18 protein-coding genes are annotated in these 17,459 nt (G+C 64.4%); 3 read left to right on the forward strand and 15 right to left on the reverse strand.

Going from position 1 to position 17,459, the window contains the following annotated elements; all coding sequences use genetic code 11:
- Nucleotides 1–63: 63 nt before the first annotated feature.
- Genes LOM8899_RS12735 through LOM8899_RS12745 form a run of 3 tightly spaced genes read right to left on the reverse strand, consistent with a single transcriptional unit; the run spans nt 64 to nt 2,197 of the window.
- On the reverse strand, nt 64–696 hold the full coding sequence (locus LOM8899_RS12735) for a CDGSH iron-sulfur domain-containing protein (protein WP_093992586.1): 633 nt from the start codon (nt 694–696) through the stop codon (nt 64–66).
- A gap of 56 nt (nt 697–752) precedes the next feature.
- The gene (locus LOM8899_RS12740; protein WP_093992587.1) at nt 753–1,802 is read right to left on the reverse strand and encodes an LLM class flavin-dependent oxidoreductase; all 1,050 of its coding nucleotides are present in this window, start codon (nt 1,800–1,802) and stop codon (nt 753–755) included.
- Nucleotides 1,803–1,837: 35 nt separating this feature from the next.
- Nucleotides 1,838–2,197, reverse strand: a complete 360-nt coding sequence (locus LOM8899_RS12745) for a DoxX family protein (protein WP_093992588.1) — start codon at nt 2,195–2,197, stop codon at nt 1,838–1,840.
- A 111-nt stretch (nt 2,198–2,308) separates the two neighbouring features.
- On the opposite strand from LOM8899_RS12745, the gene LOM8899_RS12750 reads away from it, so the two are divergent.
- Complete coding sequence (locus tag LOM8899_RS12750) at nt 2,309–3,199, forward strand: LysR family transcriptional regulator (RefSeq protein ID WP_093992589.1); 891 nt, start codon at nt 2,309–2,311, stop codon at nt 3,197–3,199.
- 106 nt (nt 3,200–3,305) lie between these two features.
- Here the strand turns inward: LOM8899_RS12750 and LOM8899_RS12755 are convergent, their stop codons facing one another.
- Nucleotides 3,306–4,211, reverse strand: a complete 906-nt coding sequence (locus LOM8899_RS12755) for a LysR family transcriptional regulator (protein WP_093992590.1) — start codon at nt 4,209–4,211, stop codon at nt 3,306–3,308.
- A 165-nt stretch (nt 4,212–4,376) separates the two neighbouring features.
- Between LOM8899_RS12755 and LOM8899_RS12760 the strand changes: the two genes are divergently transcribed.
- Complete coding sequence (locus tag LOM8899_RS12760; RefSeq protein ID WP_093992695.1) at nt 4,377–4,727, forward strand: VOC family protein; 351 nt, start codon at nt 4,377–4,379, stop codon at nt 4,725–4,727.
- Here the strand turns inward: LOM8899_RS12760 and LOM8899_RS12765 are convergent.
- The 8 genes from LOM8899_RS12765 to LOM8899_RS12800 form a co-directional block, all read right to left on the reverse strand.
- Nucleotides 4,724–6,748, reverse strand: a complete 2,025-nt coding sequence (locus LOM8899_RS12765) for an NADPH-dependent 2,4-dienoyl-CoA reductase (RefSeq protein ID WP_093992696.1) — start codon at nt 6,746–6,748, stop codon at nt 4,724–4,726. The two genes, LOM8899_RS12760 and LOM8899_RS12765, sit on opposite strands and share 4 nt — an antisense overlap.
- 135 nt (nt 6,749–6,883) lie before the next feature.
- A complete protein-coding gene (locus LOM8899_RS12770; protein ID WP_093992591.1) occupies nt 6,884–7,261 on the reverse strand; it encodes a hypothetical protein in 378 nt (125 codons plus the stop codon).
- A 10-nt stretch (nt 7,262–7,271) separates the two neighbouring features.
- Nucleotides 7,272–8,045 carry a DUF6478 family protein gene (locus tag LOM8899_RS12775; RefSeq protein WP_093992592.1) on the reverse strand — a complete coding sequence of 258 codons (774 nt, stop codon included), beginning with the start codon at nt 8,043–8,045 and terminating at the stop codon, nt 7,272–7,274.
- Between the two features lie 117 nt (nt 8,046–8,162).
- Nucleotides 8,163–8,813 (reverse strand): hypothetical protein, encoded by a 651-nt coding sequence (locus LOM8899_RS12780; protein ID WP_093992593.1) that lies wholly within the window; start codon nt 8,811–8,813, stop codon nt 8,163–8,165.
- A gap of 3 nt (nt 8,814–8,816) precedes the next feature.
- Complete coding sequence (gene ilvD, locus LOM8899_RS12785; protein WP_093992594.1) at nt 8,817–10,550, reverse strand: dihydroxy-acid dehydratase; 1,734 nt, start codon at nt 10,548–10,550, stop codon at nt 8,817–8,819.
- Nucleotides 10,551–10,822: 272 nt separating this feature from the next.
- Nucleotides 10,823–11,755 (reverse strand): phosphatidate cytidylyltransferase, encoded by a 933-nt coding sequence (locus LOM8899_RS12790; RefSeq protein ID WP_093992595.1) that lies wholly within the window; start codon nt 11,753–11,755, stop codon nt 10,823–10,825.
- Entirely contained in the window at nt 11,752–12,420 is a 669-nt protein-coding gene (locus tag LOM8899_RS12795; protein WP_093992596.1) for a lysophospholipid acyltransferase family protein, read from the reverse strand. The genes LOM8899_RS12790 and LOM8899_RS12795 overlap by 4 nt, the downstream gene beginning before the upstream one ends.
- 122 nt (nt 12,421–12,542) lie before the next feature.
- Entirely contained in the window at nt 12,543–13,775 is a 1,233-nt protein-coding gene (locus tag LOM8899_RS12800; RefSeq protein ID WP_093992597.1) for a mandelate racemase/muconate lactonizing enzyme family protein, read from the reverse strand.
- Between the two features lie 29 nt (nt 13,776–13,804).
- Here LOM8899_RS12800 and LOM8899_RS12805 point away from each other — a divergent pair, with 29 nt between their 5' ends.
- Nucleotides 13,805–14,233 (forward strand): GNAT family N-acetyltransferase, encoded by a 429-nt coding sequence (locus LOM8899_RS12805; RefSeq protein ID WP_093992598.1) that lies wholly within the window; start codon nt 13,805–13,807, stop codon nt 14,231–14,233.
- On the opposite strand, the gene LOM8899_RS12810 is transcribed toward LOM8899_RS12805, so the two are convergent.
- The 3 genes from LOM8899_RS12810 to LOM8899_RS12820 form a co-directional block, all read right to left on the reverse strand.
- Entirely contained in the window at nt 14,206–15,039 is an 834-nt protein-coding gene (locus LOM8899_RS12810) for a phosphodiesterase (RefSeq protein ID WP_093992599.1), read from the reverse strand. The genes LOM8899_RS12805 and LOM8899_RS12810 overlap by 28 nt on opposite strands.
- Complete coding sequence (locus tag LOM8899_RS12815) at nt 15,040–16,122, reverse strand: Zn-dependent alcohol dehydrogenase (RefSeq protein ID WP_093992697.1); 1,083 nt, start codon at nt 16,120–16,122, stop codon at nt 15,040–15,042.
- A gap of 85 nt (nt 16,123–16,207) precedes the next feature.
- Nucleotides 16,208–17,428, reverse strand: coding sequence for a TCR/Tet family MFS transporter (locus LOM8899_RS12820; RefSeq protein ID WP_093992600.1), 1,221 nt, complete (start codon nt 17,426–17,428; stop codon nt 16,208–16,210).
- Between the last annotated feature and the right edge of the window lie 31 nt (nt 17,429–17,459).

Genomic DNA, 17,459 nt, shown 5'->3' on the forward strand with positions numbered 1-17,459 from the left:
GGCGGGGTTTCACCGCCTTATGCCGCGCCATTTGGGCAATCGTATGACCGACCGCTCGACGGCCTAGTGGTCGCGCCATTTGAGATCGTAGTGCGTGCCATCGCAGAACGGCTTGTTCTTGGAATGGCCGCACCGGCAGAGGATGTATTCCTTCTGGCTCGCGCCTTCGCCGTTGAAGTCGGCCTCAAGTTCGACGTTCTTGACGATGTAGGGGCCGTTTCGCACCACGCGGATCGAGACTTCGTCGCTGTCGATATGCTTGGGCTCGCCCTCACCGACGGACATCCGCAAAGCCCCCGATGGGCAGGCGGCGATCACGGCGGTGATCCCCTCTAGCGTGCCATTTTCGGGCTGAATCCACGGCTTTTGGGTGGGGTCGAACACAGCTCGGTGAAGCCGCTGGCAGTCCGCGATATGTCCGCAGAGCACGGGCGTGTAGGATATCGTGACCTCCTTGCCCTCGACCTGCCCCTTGTAGCTGACGGCCTTGTTGCGGATTTTCGCGTCGCCGTTGTCGGAGGTGAACCCCGCATCGGTGTGCGAGCCATCGCAGAACGGCTTGTTCTGGGACTGCCCGCAGCGGCAGAGCGCGTAGGCCGGTTTGCCCGGATCAATCGCCTTTCCGTTTGTGCCGCTGAGGTTCGGCACCTCTTGGGCGAGAAGTGGTCCATTCGGTCGCGGAGTGATCTTGGCCATCGGATGATCCTGTGTCGCTGGAGGGCTGCCGGTGGAGCGAATGGCCAGTGACGCGCTCAGTCTCTCTGGTCGACGCCCAGCTCGGCCCTGACGTGGGGGGCCACTTCGGAGCCTAGCAGCTCGATCGAGCGTTGCATACGCTCGGTTTCCAGCATCGCCGTGCTCATCTGAAAGGTGATCCGTGAGATGCCGCCCATCGTCCTGTTCGCGGCGAGCATCTTGTCGCGCACCGTTTGCGGGCTGCCGATCAGAAAGGCCCCTTCGGGTCCGCACATCGCATCGAACTGGGCACGGCTGGCGGGCGGGAACCCGCGCTCGGCGCCGATTTCGTTCATCACACGCGCCCAGCCGGGATAGAAGGCATCCCGTGCGATCTCGTCGGTATCACCGACAAAGCCCATCGCGTGAATCGCGATTTTCAGCGCGTCCCGCCCGTGGCCGGCGCGCCGCCCGGCCTCGTAGTAGAGATCGACGAGCGGCCGGAAGCGGGCGAAGCTGCCGCCGATAATGGCGATCATCAGCGGAAGCCCGAGGGTGCCGGCCCGGACGAAGGATTCGGGTGTGCCGCCGACCCCAAGCCAGATCGGCAGCTTTGCCTGCACGGGCCGGGGGTAGACGCCTTGTCCGGTCAGTGCCGGACGGAACCGGCCTTTCCAAGTCACGTGCGTGTTGTCGCGCAGCTTGATCAGCAGGTCGAGCTTTTCGGCAAACAGCGCGTCGTAGTCTTGTAGCGCAAAGCCGAACAGGGGGTAGGCCTCGGTGAACGAGCCCCGCCCGGCGACGATCTCGGCCCGTCCGTTCGAGATCAGGTCGATCGTCGCGAAATCCTGAAACACCCGGACCGGGTCGGCGGCGCTGAGCACCGTCACCGCGCTGTTGAGCCGGATGTTCTTGGTGCGTGCCGCCGCGGCGGCCAGAATGACGGCGGGCGCCGAGTCGAGGAAGCCTTCCCGGTGATGCTCGCCAATTCCGAAGGCATCGAGACCGACGCGATCTGCGGTTTCTACCTCTGCCAAAAGGGCCTCCATCCGTTTGGACGCTGGCACGACGGTGCCATCCTCGGACTTGGGCAGAAAGGCCGCAAAACTGTCGATCCCGATTTCCATCGTCGCTCCTATCGCTGGCTGGTATTGCGGTCCGCTTAGGCGGTCCGCCCCAGTGTTTCGTCGATCTGGTCACGGTGCAGGTAGATCACAGCGGCGCTGATCAGGCCAAGGATGACGGCAGGCACAGCCGATGGGCCGAGGATGAAGAGGTGCGCCAGAACCGCGCCGACCATCGTGGCACCGAGCAGCCCGGCTGCCAGCACCTGACGCCGTGGCAACCACAGTAGCACGGCGCCGCCGATTTCGATGATGCCGGTCAGATAGCGGAACCACTGGCCGACGCCGATGGCGTCGTAGGTGGCGACCATCATCTCGACACCGGAGAGTTTGGCGAAACCGGCCGCAACGAAGGCCAGGGTGAGCAGGACCCGAAGGCCGATGGAAAGATATGTCATACGAGTAGTCCTAAGATTGATGTTTTCGTTGACGCCTAGATAGAATGCTGCATTCTCGCTCGCAATGCGCGAAAACACACGCTGAGTGCGCGAAAAGGTGACATAACCCACATGGATAAATGGACAGAACTGCGCACCGCCTATCAGGTCGCCAAGCTCGGCACGGTCAGTGCCGCGGCCGACGTGCTTGGGCTGCACCGCGCGACGGTCAATCGCCATATCGATGCTCTGGAGGCGGCGATCGGGGCGAAGATCTTTATCCGCCACGCCCGCGGTTATGCCCTGACGGAGATCGGCGAGGATGTCTTGCGGGTGGCGCAAAAGACCGAGGAGTTGATCGAGGATCTCGCCGGGCGCGTTCAGGGCGGAAAGACCCAGATCGAGGGCGAGATCAAGCTGACGGTCCTCGCCCCCTTTGCCGTCTTGCTGATGGACGCGATCATGCAGTTTCGCGCCGAGAACCCGCAGTGCCGGGTGGATATCGACGTCGGAGAGGATCTGGCGCGGCTGGAATACGGCGAGGCGCATATCGCCCTGCGCGCGGGCCGCAAGCCGGAGCACCCGGATTACGTGGTCAGCGGTTTCGGCGAGGTCAGCTTCAACCTCTATGCCCATGAACGATATATCGCCCGCCACGGCATGCCAGCGGGTCAGAGTGATCTGGCCGGCCACACATTTGTCATTCCCGAAGTGCCGGAGGGCCGATTGCCGTTCGAGCCGTGGATCAAGGACAACGTCCAGCCGGACAGGATCGCGCTGCAGTCGCGCGACATTGGCGTGGCGATCGAGGCCATATCGGCTGGCGTCGGCATGGGCTTTGTCAGCGATCACGAAGCCCGTGTTCGCGGCAAATTCCACGCTGTTTTGCCCCCCAACCCGATCTGGGTCGTGCCGGGATGGGTCGTCACCCATGTGGACCTGCACCGGACCGAGAAGGTTCAGGCGATGCTGGCCTGCATCAAGGCCCACAGCCCGTTTGCCAGAAAGCCCAAGCCCGGTTGACCCACACGCGCGACGCAAAAAGGCGCGGCCCGAAGGCCGCGCTTAGGTAGGGGCGGAAGCACCCTTGGGAAAGCTGTGTCTGGCGCTGCGCTGCTCGTGCAAGCGCTTACCAGGCGTCGGGGCCCTTGTCGGCAAAGGCGTGGACGAGGAAATCAATGAAGGCGCGGACCTTGGGCTGGGTAAACCGCCCCGGCGGGTAGACCGCGTAGATGCCTTGGGTTTCGATCGGCAGATCGGGGATCGCTTCTTCGACCAGACCTTGCTCTTTGGCATCGGCATAGAGGAACGACGGCAGGTAGGCGATCCCGAGTCCGGAGATACAGGCATTGAGCAGCGATTGCCCGTCGTTGACGGTGAGCCAGCCCGCTGTCCGCACCTGACGCTTTTCGCCGGAAGGCGCCGTCAGTTTCCAGACCGCCCCGTTGGACTGGTTGGAATAGTGCAGCAGCTTGTGCTCGTTCAGGTCGTCGATCTTTTCGGGCCGTCCGTATTGCTCGAAATAGGCGGGAGATGCGATCATCCGCTTGGTGGTATCGGTCAGCTTGCGGGCACGCAGGGTGCTGTCTTCGAGCTCACCGATCCGGACGGCCATGTCGAAGCCTTCGGAGATTAGTTCGACGTAGCGGTTGTTCAGGACCATGTTGACGGTGATGTCGGGAAACTCGGACAGGAATTCGCCGAGAACCGGGGACAGGTGGTTCACGCCGAAATCCGTCGCTACGCTGATCCGCAATAGGCCGGAGGGGGCCGATTGCATGGACGTGACAAGCGCATCCGCCTCGCCCGCATCGTTCAGCACCCGGCGGGCGCGGTCGTAATAGGCCAGCCCGATTTCGGTGGGAGAGACGCGCCGCGTCGTCCGGTTCAGGAGCCGCGCACCGAGCCGCGCCTCGAGGGAGGACACATGTTTCGAGACAGCGGATTTCGAAATCCCCATCTTCTTGGCGGCGTCCGTAAAGCCACCCTGATCCACGACAGTGGCGAAGGCTTCCATTTCCGTCAGGCGATCCATCTGCGTCCCTTTGCATCAACTTGCTTGAGACATGTTTTGGCCTTGGAACAAGGCATGTTTGGGGCAGCACCCTGACAATACCGGGGTTTTCATGCGCTTTGGTGAAGGCAGCGAAACAACCCGGTGATGTGTTATACCGGTCTTAACAGCAGCATGGAGGCCCTTATGGCATTGGTAACTGGAATTGGTGGTCTGTTCTTTCGGGCCCGTGATCCTGCGGCGTTGCAGGCGTGGTATCGCACCCATCTGGGCGTTGGTGCCGACGATATGAACTGGCGGCAGGAGGCCGGTTCGACCGTCTTTGCCCCCTTTGCGGCGGACACCGATTATTTCCCGTCAGACCGCCAATGGATGATCAATTTCCGCGTCTCGGACCTGCCGGAATTGATCGCCCAACTGCAAAGCGCAGGGATCGAGGTGATCACCAAGCCCGAGTGGGACATGCCCGAGATCGGGCAATTCGCCCGCATTCACGATCCGGAAGGCAATCCGATCGAGTTGTGGCAACCGGCCTAGAGGCTGGCGGCCAAGCGGGTGCCCTGATCGATCGCCCGCTTGGCGTCCAACTCGGCGGCCACGTCGGCCCCGCCGATCACATGCACGTCGCGACCGGCGGCGATCAGCGCGTCGGCGAGGCTCCGTTCGGGCAGTTGCCCGGCGCAGAGCACGATGGTGTCCGCGTCGATCATCGTCGGGTTTTCCCGCGCTTCGCCGTAGCTGATGTGCAGACCGTCTGTGTCGATCCGTTCGTAGTTGACCCCGCCGATCATGCGCACCTGCTTCATCTGGAGGCTGGCCCGGTGAATCCAGCCGGTCGTCTTGCCCAGCCCTTTACCCAGCTTTTGCGCCTTGCGTTGCAGAAGCGTGACCTGACGGATCGGCGGCTCAGGCTGAGGCCCGGCAGGGGCGAGTCCGCCGCGCGTCTCCGACGGGCTGCCGACGCCCCATTCGGTGCGCCATGCGTCGAGGTCTTCGGTGGGGCTGTCGCCCGTCACCAGCGTTTCCGCCACGTCAAAGCCAATCCCCCCGGCACCGATGATCGCGACCCTGTCACCCACCGGTGCCTTGTGCCGCAGCACGTCGATATAGCTGACGACGTTCGGGCCGTCCTGCCCCGGAATGCCCGGATCGCGGGGCTGGACGCCTGTGGCGATGATCACGTGATCGAAGGGCGCGAGCAGCTCGACAGTCGCTTCTTGGCCCAGCACGGTTTTGATCCCTGCCGCAGCGATGGCGGCGCGGTAGTAGTCGACCAGCCCCCAGAATTCCTCTTTGCCGGGCACCTGTTTGGCCATGTTGAGCTGTCCGCCGATTTCGTCGGCCTTGTCGAACAGCGTTACCCGGTGCCCGCGTTCGGCGGCCGTCAGCGCCGCGGAGAGGCCCGCGGGGCCGGCGCCGACGACCGCAATGCTTTGCGCGGTGTCTGCGGGTGTGATCCGTAGCTCGGTTTCGTGGCAGGCGCGCGGATTGACGAGGCAGGAGGTCATCTTGCCGCTGAACGTGTGATCGAGGCAGGCCTGATTGCAGGCGATGCAGGGCGTGATCAGCGCAGCTTTGCCAGCCGCCGCCTTGGCGACGAAATCGGGATCGGCGAGGAAGGGGCGGGCCATCGAGACCATGTCGGCGCAGCCCTCCGCGAGGACCGATTCCGCCACCTCGGGCGTGTTGATCCGGTTTGACGTGATGATCGGGATCGAGACCTCGCCCATCAGTTTCTGTGTGACCCACGAAAAGGCCCGCCGCGGCACCGAAGTGGCGATTGTCGGGATGCGGGCCTCGTGCCAGCCGATGCCGGTGTTGAGGATACTCGCCCCGGCGGCTTCGATCGCCTTGGCCAGCGTGACGACCTCTTCCCAAGTGGACCCGTTCGGCACGAGGTCGATCATCGAGAGGCGGTAGATCACGATGAAGTCGGGGCCGACCGCCTCGCGCACCCGCCGAACGACCTCGACCGGCAGGCGCATTCGATTCTCGTAGGAACCGCCCCAACCGTCGTCGCGCTTGTTGGTGTGGGTGACGAGAAACTGATTGAGGAAGTAGCCCTCGGACCCCATCACCTCGACCCCGTCATAGCCCGCCTCGCGGGCGCGGGTCGCGGCGGTGACGATGTCGCTGATCTGCTTTTCGATCCCGGCCTCGTCGAGTGCGGTCGGCACGAAGGGCGAAATCGGGGATTTGATGGCCGAGGGCGCCACGCAATTCTTGCCGTAGGCGTAGCGCCCCGCATGCAGGATTTGCATCGCGATCCGCCCGCCGGCGTCGTGGACCCGGTCGGTGACGATCCGGTGGTTGGCCACGTCCTTGGCGGTGTAGAGCCCCGCCGCCCCCGGAAACACGCCGCCCTCGGAATTGGGGGCCATGCCGCCGGTGACCATCATCGCCACCCCGCCCGCCGCCCGAGCGGCATAGAAGGTGGCGACCCGGTTCCAATCGCCCGTCTCTTCGAGCCCGGTGTGCATCGACCCCATGAGCACCCTGTTGGGCAGGGTCACATGCCCCAGATCGAGAGGGGCGAGCAGGTGCGGATAGCTGGTCATGGCGGGTCTCCCTTTGTCGCACAGTGTGACCTTGGCCGAGGCGAAGGTCACGCGCAACGCGGCGTCAAAATCGCCTCGATCGTTGTGGGAAAACCGATGCCTCGCGGAGTCGTCAAATGGGCGGCACCAGCGCCGTTATCCCATCGTTTCGAGGCAGTGCCGCCGGAAGGCTCGTTTCAGCATGTCGAGCTCGGCCCGCAGCAGGCTGATCTCGGCGCGGATGTCGTGGGACAATGCCTCGCCCGCCAGCAAGGCAAAGGTTTCGAGCTTTTCACCGGTGGCGGCATCGGTGACAACGAAGGTCTGAAGCCCGTCCGAAATGGTTTCGGGCGGGATCGACACGCGGATTTGCCAGCGTCCGGGTTCGAGTTCTGTCACGTCCACCGTGCTGAGCGGCTTGCCCTCATGCAGCACCGCGATCCCGGGTTGCCAGTCGCCACCGCCCGACCGGGCGAGCACGCCTTCCCAGACGCCTTCGAGGATGTGGGTCTTTGTCAGTGTCACGTCAGACATCGGGGCGTCCTCATAGCTCTGCCCGCGGATAACGGGCCAAGGTCACGTCGCGCAGCGTGATCTGGTTCATTTCCGGACCTTCGAAGATCAGGTCGATCCACATCCGTTCGATCCGCTTTTCGTTCAACTTGGTATAGGCAAGGTCGAATTCCACAAAGACCTCGGCCTCGTGCAGCGGCAGTTCGCGCACGATCTGTTCGGTGTTCGGCCCATGCCGGATATTGAGCCGGGCAAAGATTTCGAGCGGTTTCTCGAGCTCTACGATGGTGTCGAGCCGGATCAGGTGCCGTCGCTTCAGCCCGCGACAGGCGTCGGGCGGAAGCTCGACCACCACGGAGAGGAACGATCCGTCGAACCGGAACACGTCCATCCGCAGGCCGAAGGGCGCGAGGTCTTCCTCGCGCTGGTTGCGCACCTGCCGCAGGGTCAGTTCGCTGATCTTGCAATCGTGGAACAGGGTCACCTCGTCGCCGAAGCTCGACTTGCTCTCGACCGCCGAAGCGCCCTGATTTTCGAGCGGACCGCGCCAGAGGTTAGGCCGCCAGGACCAATCGGTGCCGCTGGGCCGGGGGAAGGCGGAGGATCCGATCCGGGGCAGCGCCAGCCGGCTGTCGGAGATTTGCAGCACCTCGTCCAGCCGGTGCCTCAACGCACGCGCCTTTTGCCGCTCGCGCCGCAGGGTTTGCAGATCGGCCCCGGCCGCCAGCCGCGCCGATTCCGTCCAGCGCATCAGGCTGCCCTGATGAAAGAGCCTGTCCAACAGTCCCAATTTTCGCCGACCCATACGAACTCTTTTCCGGCAATGGCCGATGACCCCGGTCTGGGGGCCTTCCGGCGATGTCTTAACCTTGTCGGACTATTCCTGCCAAATTGTTTCCAAAAAGGAAACAGCAGAGGCGGTCTAGCTGTCGCCTTCTGCGCTGCCGTCGCTTGCCTGTGCCGCGGCTCGGGCGGCATTTGCCGACTGGATCGACCGCACGGCCTGTTCCAGCAGCCCAAGTCCGGCGTTTTCGTTGAGCGGGGACCGTTCGAACCCGCGCACGGTCACGGTGCTGAGCCGGTCGTCCAGATCGAAGAAGGCCCGCCATTCAAGCTGCTCCAGCCCCTCGAAGGGCGGCGGGGCGCTATCGCTGAAATGGACCGTGACGAGATTGTCCCGGCTGTTCAGCGCATCGACGGAGATCGTCGACGGATCACCTGTGCTGCTGAGCAGCCCGACACCCGATGCGCTGCTGAGCAGATCGCGCAGGGCGTCTTCGGAACCGTCGACTGCCGCTGTGCCGGGTTGACCCACCTGAATGGTGATCAGCCCGTCCCGATAAGGCATCTCGGCCTGATCGGATACCAGCGCACAGCCCGCCATGACGACAAAGCCAGACCGCGCCCGGCTGGACCGTTCGTCGATGCAGTATCCGTCTGGCGCCTGCACGACCACGTCGCCACCCAAGAGCGACATCGCCCGGACCGGTTCGCTGCTGCCGCCGGAAAGATCGGCGGCGATGTCGCAGCCCATCAATCCGGTGGCGATCAGCCCAAGGAGCGCCAGACGCATGGATCAGAGGTCCATGTAGACGTGGCTTTCGGTTTCGGCGCCGGGATGCGTCACCGCCCCCTTGCGCGCGCCGCCGACGAGCTGGGCGTATTTCCACAATGCGCCGGTGTCGTAGATCGTCTTGCGCGGGCCCTTCCAGTTGGCTTTGCGCGTCGCCAGTTCATCGTCCGTCAGCGCCACGGACAACTCGCCGGTGGTGGCATTCAGCGTAATGACGTCGCCGTTTTCCAGCAGCGCAATCGGACCGCCGTGCGCCGCTTCCGGCCCGACGTGCCCGACGCAGAAGCCGCGTGTGGCCCCGGAGAACCGACCGTCGGTGATGAGTGCCACCTTCTTGCCCATGCCCTGACCGGACAGAGCCGCCGTCGTCGCCAGCATCTCGCGCATGCCGGGGCCGCCTGCGGGGCCCTCGTTGCGGATGACGATGACTTCGCCTTCTTCGTACTGCCGTGCCTTGACCGCCTCGAACGCGTCTTCCTCGCATTCGAAGACCCGTGCCGGGCCGGAGAAGACCTGCTCTTCGGGCGACATGCCTGCCACTTTCACGATGGCGCCTTCGGGCGCGAGGTTGCCCTTGAGTCCCACGACGCCGCCGGTCTTCGTGATCGGCGAGGAGATGTGGTAGATCACCTTGTCGTCCGCTTCGCCTTGGATCATGTCGAGCTCTTCGCCCATGGTCCGCCCCGACGCCGTCATGCAGTCTTCGTGGATCAGGCCAGCTTTGCGCAGCTCTTTCATCACGACGGGCACGCCGCCGGATTCGTAGAGATCCTTGGCCACGTATTGTCCGCCGGGCTTGAGGTCGACGAAGTAGGGCGTGTCCTTGAAGATGTCGCAGACGTCGAACAGGTCGAAGTCGATCCCGGCCTCGTGGGCGATGGCAGGCAGGTGCAGACCTGCGTTGGTGGATCCGCCGGTGCAGGCCACGATCCGGGCCGCGTTTTCGAGGCTCTTGCGCGTCACGATATCGCGGGCGCGGATGTTCTTATCGATCAGTTTCATGACCGCGACGCCGGAGGCTTCGCCGTATTGATCGCGGCTCTCATAGGGGGCGGGCGCACCGGACGAGTTCATCAGCGCAAGGCCGATCGCCTCGGAGACACAGGCCATGGTGTTGGCGGTGAACTGGCCGCCGCAAGCCCCGGCCGACGGGCAGGCGATCCGTTCGAGCACTTCGAGCTCGGCGTCGGACATGTTGCCCGCCTGATGCTTGCCCACGGCTTCGAACACGTCCTGCACGGTGACGTCCTTGCCATCGAGCCGGCCCGGCAGGATCGACCCGCCGTAGATGAACACCGACGGCGTATTCAGCCGCACCATGGCCATCATCATGCCGGGGAGCGATTTGTCACAGCCCGCAAGCCCGACGATGGCGTCGTAGCAGTGGCCGCGCATGGTCAGCTCTACTGTGTCGGCGATGGCTTCGCGCGAGGCCAGCGAGGAGCGCATCCCTTCGTGCCCCATGGCGATGCCGTCGGTGACGGTGATGGTGGTAAACTCGCGCGGGGTGCCGCCGCCCTTTTTGACGCCGCCTTTGACAGACTGTGCCTGACGGTTCAGGGCGATGTTACAGGGCGCGGCTTCGTTCCAGCAGGTGGCAACGCCGACCCACGGCTGGTGAATTTCTTCTTCCGAGATCCCCATGGCGTAGAAATAGCTGCGGTGCGGCGCACGGGCCGGCCCTTCGGTGACGTGGCGGCTGGGCAGTTTCGACTTGTCGAAGCGGGTATTTTGCATGGGGTGGTCCTAGCGTGAAAAGCGTCTGGCTTTGGCATAATTGCCGAAACGGAGAGGGGCAAGGATCGATTGTTGCGTGAGCGGTGACCCGGCAGGATTGATACGCCGCGCCGCCCGGTGCTGAACCCTGCCGTGCGGGCCGGAAACCACATGTGCCGCCGGGTATTGTTCGCCCGATTGTTTGGCCGGGCAGGGCGCGTTTTCTCGTGTCGAGGTCGGCTTGTCGGCGGGCGATTGGCGAAACCTGCGCACTTGGCCGGCGCGGTTGAGGTCTAGGCCACCCAGATCAGATGCGCCACGTGATAGAAGATCGGGGCTGCGAAGAGCACCGAATCGAGTTGGTCCAGAAACCCTCCCTGACCGGGGATCAGGTGCGACCAGTCGTGCACGCCCTTGTCGCGCTTGATCGCGGTGAGAACCAGCGAGCCGAACATTCCGGTGGCCGATGCAAGGGCCGCCATCGCTGCTGCGCCCACGATCCCGAAGGGGGTGAGCCATGCGAAGGCGCCGCCGATCACGGCCGCCGAAGCGACGCCCAGCACCATGCCTTCCCACGTTTTGGGAGAGAGCCGTGGCGCGATCTTGTGCCGCCCGAACTTTCGCCCGAAATAGAAATCCAGCAGATCGCCCAACTGCACCACGAGGATCAGGAAGGCGATCAGAAGCACTGAGCGGTCGGTGTAGCCGTCGATTTCGAGCGTCATCAGTGCGGGGACGTGGCTGGCGCAATAGACGCAGATCATCAGCCCCCATTGGGTTTCCGCGACCCGGATCAGGAACCTGTTCTTATCCCCCCGCAGCACCGTGACCATCGGCAGGAGCAGGAAGGCATAGACCGGGATGAACACCGCAAAGAGCCCGGTCCAGCCGAGCCCGATGAACAGGAATTGCAGCGGCAGCACCGCGAAGAACGCGAGCGCCAGTGCGAGGTGGTCGGCCTTGACCTTTGTCGAGAGGGTCAGGAATTCTCGCAGGGCGGCGAAGCTCGCAAAGGCAAAGAGCAGCAGGATCCCCGTCCGCCCAAGCAGCAGGGCGAGCGCAAAGAGGATGACCATGGCCCACCACGAATGAACGCGGGTCCGGTAGGTCTCGACCACCGGGCCGGGGCTGCGCGTGGCGACGATCTCTCCCAGAATCGTGAGCGGGACGAGGATGCCGACCGCGCCGAGCAGGAGCAGCACGATATCGGAGGCGATCGGCGTCATGTGCGTCCTTCCTCCGTGGTTTTTGCTGGCGCCAGCCCGGCGAGTGCCGCAGAGGCGCGGGCGAGAAAGCTGTCTTTGTCTTCGCCGGGGTCCACGTGGATCGGTGCGCCGAAGGTGATCGTGCACATGAGGGGCAACGGGATGACTTCGCCTTTAGGCATGATCTCGTTGAGGTTGGCGACCCATGTGGGCACCAGATCGACCTGTGGGTGCGCCTTGCCGATGTTGTAGAGCCCGGCCTTGAAGGGCAGCAGCAGATCATCGGTCATGTTCCGGTTGCCTTCGGGAAAGATGATCAGCGAAGAGCCTTCGTCGAGCGCGGCGATGATCTTGGCCATCGGGTCTTCGGTCCGGTTTTCGGGCCTGCGGTCGATCAGAACGGCCCGGAATACGTCGCGTCCGGCGAAGGCCCGCAGCGGGTTCTTGAGCCAGTAATCCGCCGCCGCGACGGGCCGGGTGTTGCGCCGCATCGCCGCGGGCAACACCGACCAGATCATCGGCATGTCGCCGTTCGAGGTGTGATTGGCAAAGTAGACCCGCTGCCGGTCGACCGGCTCTGTCCCCTGCCAGATCGCGCGGGGTGCCGCGATGCCACGGGCAAAGAGGGTGATGGCGTGGCCTGCGACATGCGCGGCGAGGCGGCGGAATGGGTTCGTGTTCGTCATTGTCCCGCGACTGTGACGAGAACGTGCCGATTTGGGAAGGGCCGGTTGTGGCCCGCGTGCCTCAAGACCCTTGCGGTGTGTTTGGCCTGCGTCCGGATTTGAGTTTTTTGGCCAAGATGAAGTCAGACCGGTTTCGACGGGGCGCCGCCTTCGAAGATATTGGCTTCGTGATAGCTGACCGGGGTGGTCTGCATTTGCAGGTGGAGCCCGGTGCCGGTGTAGGGATGCGCGCGGGCGAGTGCTTCGTCGACCTCGATCCCCAGCCCTGCTCCGGTGGGGACGGGGATGTAGCCGCCTTCGACGCGCATCGTGTGTTTGATCAGGGCAAAGTGGAAATCGGTCTCGATGGTTTCGGCCATCAGCAGGTTGGGCAGCGAGGCCCCGAGTTGCACGTTGGCCGCCCATTCGACCGGCCCTGCGTAGAGGTGCGGGGCCATTTGCGCGTTGTGTGCCTCGGCGAGGGTGGCGATCTTCTTGCCCTCCCAAATGCCGCCGGCCCGCCCGAGCGCGGGTTGCAGGATGGAGGCGCCGTGCCGCAGCGCCGTGGCAAATTCCTGTTTCGTCGTCAGCCGTTCCCCGGTGGCGACGGGGATCGGGATTTGCGCGGCGATGGGTGCCAATTCGTGCAGGGTGTCGGGCGGGATCGGTTCTTCGAACCAGAGCGGCGAATAGGGCGCGATGGCCGCCCCCATCCGGATCGCGCCGCCGGTCGAGAATTGTCCGTGCGTGCCGAAGAGCAGGTCGGCCTTGTCGCCCACAGCCTCACGGATCGCCGCACAGAAGGCCACGGAGCGCGAGATGTCGGACATCGCAGGCATGTGCCCGGAGCGGATCGTGTAGGGGCCTGCGGGGTCGAACTTGACCGCCGTGTAGCCCTTTTCGACCATATCCACCGCGGATTCGGCCGCCATGTCGGGGTCGATCCAGAATTCCGGCAGGCTGTGGCTGGCCGCCGTGGGATAGAGGTAGGTGTAGGCGCGGATCCGATCCTGAACCATCCCGCCGAGCAGAGCGTGGACCGGCCGGTCCCTGTCTTTGCCCAGAATGTCCCAGCAGGCGATCTCCAGCCCGGACCATGCCCCCATGACCGTCAGATCGGGCCGCTGGGTGAATCCCGACGAATAGACCCGCCGGAACATCAGCTCGATGTTTTCGGGGTTCTCTCCGGCCATGTGCCGTTCGAACACGTCGGTGATGACGTGCCGCATCGCGTCTGGCCCGACGGAGGCGGCATAGCATTCGCCCCAACCCGTGATCCCGGTGTCCGTCGTCACCTTGACGAGAATCCAGTAGCGCCCGCCCCAGCCCGGCGCGGGTGGAGAGGTGACGATGATGTCGAGATCGGCTATTTTCATGGGGCAGGTTCCACAGCGGAGGGTTCGGGATGGAGGGGATCACGATACGCAGGCTGGGTCCAGAGGACTTGGACCTGCTTTGTGCGGTGCCCGAGGGTCTGTTTGACGAGCCGGTGGACCGAGAGCAGGCCGAAGCCTTTCTGGCCGATCCGATGAACGAGATCGTGCTGGCCTTTGACGGCCCGTTGGCGGTATCGATGGCCACGGGCACGGTTCTGCGCCACCCCGACAAGCCGCCGAGTATGTTCGTCAACGAGGTCGGCACCCGCGACAGCCACCTGCGCCGGGGCATTGCCAGGGCGGTCACCGAGCGCCTGATCGAGATTGCGCGGGCCCGTGGATGCAAGGGCATCTGGCTGGGCACCGAGACCGACAATCTCGCCGCTTTGGCCCTGTATCGCAGCATGAAGGCGGAGGAGGTTCACGGCGTCTATTTCGGCTGGGACGATGCGTTCTGAGGCGAGGCCGCCCGCAGCGCGTCGAGGTCGGTGAGACCGAAATCCTCGCTATGCGCGACGACCCCGTCGTCCGAGATCATCAGCAGCCCGTAGGCGGGCGGCTCGTCGGTTTCCATGTGGAAATCCATCAGGTCGAAGAGCATCGGCATTTGCCCGACAAGCGATTTGAAGATCGAAAACGGCACGCCTCGGTGACTGCCCGAGATCGTCCGGTGGACATGTCCGCAGACGATATGCGCGACGTTGCCATGGGCAAGGATCCGGTCGTAGAACGCGGGCCCATGCATCAGCATGATCGCATCCATCGCCGCAAAGCCCGTCTTGTGCGCCGGATGGTGCATGAACAGGATGCAGGGCCTGTCCGTCCCGGAGAGCGCCGCATCGAGCCACGCCAACCGCTCTGCGCAGAGCACGCCCAGATGGCTGAACGGATAGCTGTAGGGCGGCCCGTTCAGCGTATCGAGGCAGATTAGCCGTGCCTCGGGCAGGTCGACCACCTGCTGCACATGGCCGTTTTCGTCCGGGCTGATTTGCGGGAAGGCGTCGAGAAACGCGGCGCGGTTGTCGTGATTGCCGAGCATCAGCACGTGCGGGAGCGCCAGCCGCGTCAGGTGGCTTGCCAGCTTGTCATAGGCGGCCCGCTCGCCGCTATGCGCAAGGTCGCCCGTGACGATCACCAGATCGGCGTCGCTTTGATAGCGGTTGATATGGTCGATCGCAGAGAGCAGCCGGGCATCCGCGTCGGGCTTGCCCGGTTCGGGTTCGGCTCTGATGTGCAGATCGGTAAGGACGACGACGCGCGACATTCAGAAGACGATGACGTTTCGTTTGGCCGAGCCGGTCTTGGTGTCGGCGATGGCCTCGTTGATCTGGTCGAGCCGCCAGCGCCCGGAGATCAGCTCGTCGAGCTTGAGCCGCTGTTGCATGTAGAGATCGACCATCCACGGGATGTCGCGCTTGATCACCGTGTCGCCCATTTTCGAGCCCACCATCGACTGCCCGGCGGCGGCGAAGTTCCCCGGCTCGTAGGTCGAGACGGATCCGGAATGCGGCATCCCGACCATGATGACCTTGCCGCCCTTGTTGAGGTAGTTGGGGGCCTGATCGAAGGCGGGAATCGCGCCGACGGTGACGAAGACCGCGTCGGCCCCGCGTCCCATGGCCACGATGGCGTGCGCCCAAGGCTCTGCCTCGCTGGCCAGAACGCCGTCGGTGGCGCCGAATTCCTTGGCGATCTCCAGCTTTTCGGGCGACATGTCGACCGCCACGATCCGCCGCGCCCCGGCGATCCGCGCCCCTTGGATGGCGTTGAGCCCGACCCCGCCCGCGCCGACGACGACGACGTCCTGCCCGGCCCGGAGCCCTGCCGCGTTCACGACGGCGCCGACCCCTGTGATCACGCCGCAGGCCAAGAGCGACGCCGCTTCGAGCGAGACGCCTTCGGGCACCCGCACGACTTGGCTTTGATCGACGACCACCTTTTCGGCAAAGGCGCCGCAGGCCATTGCCTGATGCAGTTTGCCGCCGTCACGCGTGGATAGAGGGCCATGATCGCCGTCATATCCGGTTTCGCACATGAAAGGTTTGCCCGCAGCGCAGGACGGGCAGGCCCCGCAGGATCGGATCAAGGTGACCACCACGGTGTCGCCCTTGGACAGACCGCGGACGCCCGAACCGATCTCGGTGATCTGCCCTGCCGCCTCGTGCCCGTAGACCGCCGGAAGCGAGCCGCCCCAGCCGCCGTCGATATAGGTGATGTCGGAATGGCAGATCGCCACCGCGCCGAGCGTCACCTCGACCTCGCCCGCTTCGGGGCCGCGAAGCTCTACTTTCTCGATCGACAGCGGCTGCCCGAAGGCGTGGCAGACGGCGGCAGTGATTTGGGCCATATCGGGTCCTTGCGTTGCGTTTCCGGGCCAGCCTGAGCCGAGCGCGACCCGCCTGCAATGCATTTTCCGACCTTTGGCGTCGGGTTCAGTCGCTTGCCGCCTCGTCGCTTTCGGGCCGGGCCATGAGAAACAACCCGATGCAGAGCACTGTCAGGATCGCGGACAGAAGAAACGGCGCGCCCGGCAGGTAAAACGGCGCACTGTCATGCGTGAAGTAGTAGAACGTCTGCGTCATGATCAGCGGTGCAAAGATCACGGCGACCGAGTTGATTGCGGCCAGAGTGCCTTGCAACTCGCCCTGCTGGTTGTCGTCGGCGGTTTGCGACATGATCCCTTGCAGCGCGGGACCGGCGACCGCCCCGAGTGCGGCGAAGATGGTGAACGCCAGTGCCAGCCAGCCGACGGTGACGAAGCCCAGCAGGACGAAGGCCAAGACCTCGAAGCCCAGCCCGTAGATCACCGCCCGCCGTTCTCCGATCAGCCGCAGGATGGGCCGCATCAGCACCCCCTGCACCACGGCGATCGCGACCCCGTAGATCCCGAGCGAGACCCCCACCATCCCCGGCCCCCAGCCGAAGCGTTCCTGTCCGTAGTAGGCCCAGATTGCCGGATAGACGAAGAAGGCGATGCCGTAGACGAAGATCAGCAGCAGGAGCGGCCGCAGCCCCGGCAAGGCCCCCACATGCTTGAACGCCCCGAGTGGATTCGCCCGTTTCCATGAAAACGGCCTGCGTATCCGGTCGGTTACCGTCTCTGGCAGGATGAAGTATCCAAAGCCGAAATTCGCCATCGCCAGCACGGCCGCCGCATAGAACGGAGCCCGTGTTCCGAACTCCGCCAGTGCCCCGCCGATCAGCGGCCCGAGCACGAAACCGATGCCGAAGGACGCCCCGATCAGCCCGAAGTTGGCGGATTTCTCTTCGGGTTTCGAGATGTCGGCCATATAGGCCATCGCGGTGGACTGGGTCGCCGCGGTGATCCCCCCGACAAGCCGCCCGAACAGCAGCAGCCAGATCGTGCCGGCCACCGCCATGACGACATAGTCGAGCGCCATGACCACCAGTGAGGTCAGCAGCACCGGCCTGCGCCCGAACCTGTCCGACAGGTTGCCCAGAAGTGGCCCGAAGATGAACTGCATCACCGCAAAGATCGTCGCCAGAACGCCGCCCCAGACCGCGGCCTGCCCGAGATCGCCGCCCTGCACCTCGCGGATGAGGTCCGGCATCACCGGCAGGATCAGCCCGATGCCCATCGCGTCGATGACGATGGTGATGCAGATGAAAATGACGGGCAGACGGCTGGTCATTGGCGCTCCGATGTCGTGCCCGTTTGGGTTT

The sequence above is a fragment of the Flavimaricola marinus genome, from assembly GCF_900184895.1.
Lineage (GTDB): Bacteria > Pseudomonadota > Alphaproteobacteria > Rhodobacterales > Rhodobacteraceae > Flavimaricola > Flavimaricola marinus.

Coding starts and splice junctions, on each gene's coding strand:
- LOM8899_RS12735 (WP_093992586.1), bottom strand. CDS start 696: ATGGCCAAGATCACTCCGCGACCGAATGGACCACTTCTCGCCCAAGAG.
- LOM8899_RS12740 (WP_093992587.1), bottom strand. CDS start 1,802: ATGGAAATCGGGATCGACAGTTTTGCGGCCTTTCTGCCCAAGTCCGAG.
- LOM8899_RS12745 (WP_093992588.1), bottom strand. CDS start 2,197: ATGACATATCTTTCCATCGGCCTTCGGGTCCTGCTCACCCTGGCCTTC.
- LOM8899_RS12750 (WP_093992589.1), top strand. CDS start 2,309: ATGGATAAATGGACAGAACTGCGCACCGCCTATCAGGTCGCCAAGCTC.
- LOM8899_RS12755 (WP_093992590.1), bottom strand. CDS start 4,211: ATGGATCGCCTGACGGAAATGGAAGCCTTCGCCACTGTCGTGGATCAG.
- LOM8899_RS12760 (WP_093992695.1), top strand. CDS start 4,377: ATGGCATTGGTAACTGGAATTGGTGGTCTGTTCTTTCGGGCCCGTGAT.
- LOM8899_RS12765 (WP_093992696.1), bottom strand. CDS start 6,748: ATGACCAGCTATCCGCACCTGCTCGCCCCTCTCGATCTGGGGCATGTG.
- LOM8899_RS12770 (WP_093992591.1), bottom strand. CDS start 7,261: ATGTCTGACGTGACACTGACAAAGACCCACATCCTCGAAGGCGTCTGG.
- LOM8899_RS12775 (WP_093992592.1), bottom strand. CDS start 8,045: ATGGGTCGGCGAAAATTGGGACTGTTGGACAGGCTCTTTCATCAGGGC.
- LOM8899_RS12780 (WP_093992593.1), bottom strand. CDS start 8,813: ATGCGTCTGGCGCTCCTTGGGCTGATCGCCACCGGATTGATGGGCTGC.
- ilvD (WP_093992594.1), bottom strand. CDS start 10,550: ATGCAAAATACCCGCTTCGACAAGTCGAAACTGCCCAGCCGCCACGTC.
- LOM8899_RS12790 (WP_093992595.1), bottom strand. CDS start 11,755: ATGACGCCGATCGCCTCCGATATCGTGCTGCTCCTGCTCGGCGCGGTC.
- LOM8899_RS12795 (WP_093992596.1), bottom strand. CDS start 12,420: ATGACGAACACGAACCCATTCCGCCGCCTCGCCGCGCATGTCGCAGGC.
- LOM8899_RS12800 (WP_093992597.1), bottom strand. CDS start 13,775: ATGAAAATAGCCGATCTCGACATCATCGTCACCTCTCCACCCGCGCCG.
- LOM8899_RS12805 (WP_093992598.1), top strand. CDS start 13,805: ATGGAGGGGATCACGATACGCAGGCTGGGTCCAGAGGACTTGGACCTG.
- LOM8899_RS12810 (WP_093992599.1), bottom strand. CDS start 15,039: ATGTCGCGCGTCGTCGTCCTTACCGATCTGCACATCAGAGCCGAACCC.
- LOM8899_RS12815 (WP_093992697.1), bottom strand. CDS start 16,122: ATGGCCCAAATCACTGCCGCCGTCTGCCACGCCTTCGGGCAGCCGCTG.
- LOM8899_RS12820 (WP_093992600.1), bottom strand. CDS start 17,428: ATGACCAGCCGTCTGCCCGTCATTTTCATCTGCATCACCATCGTCATC.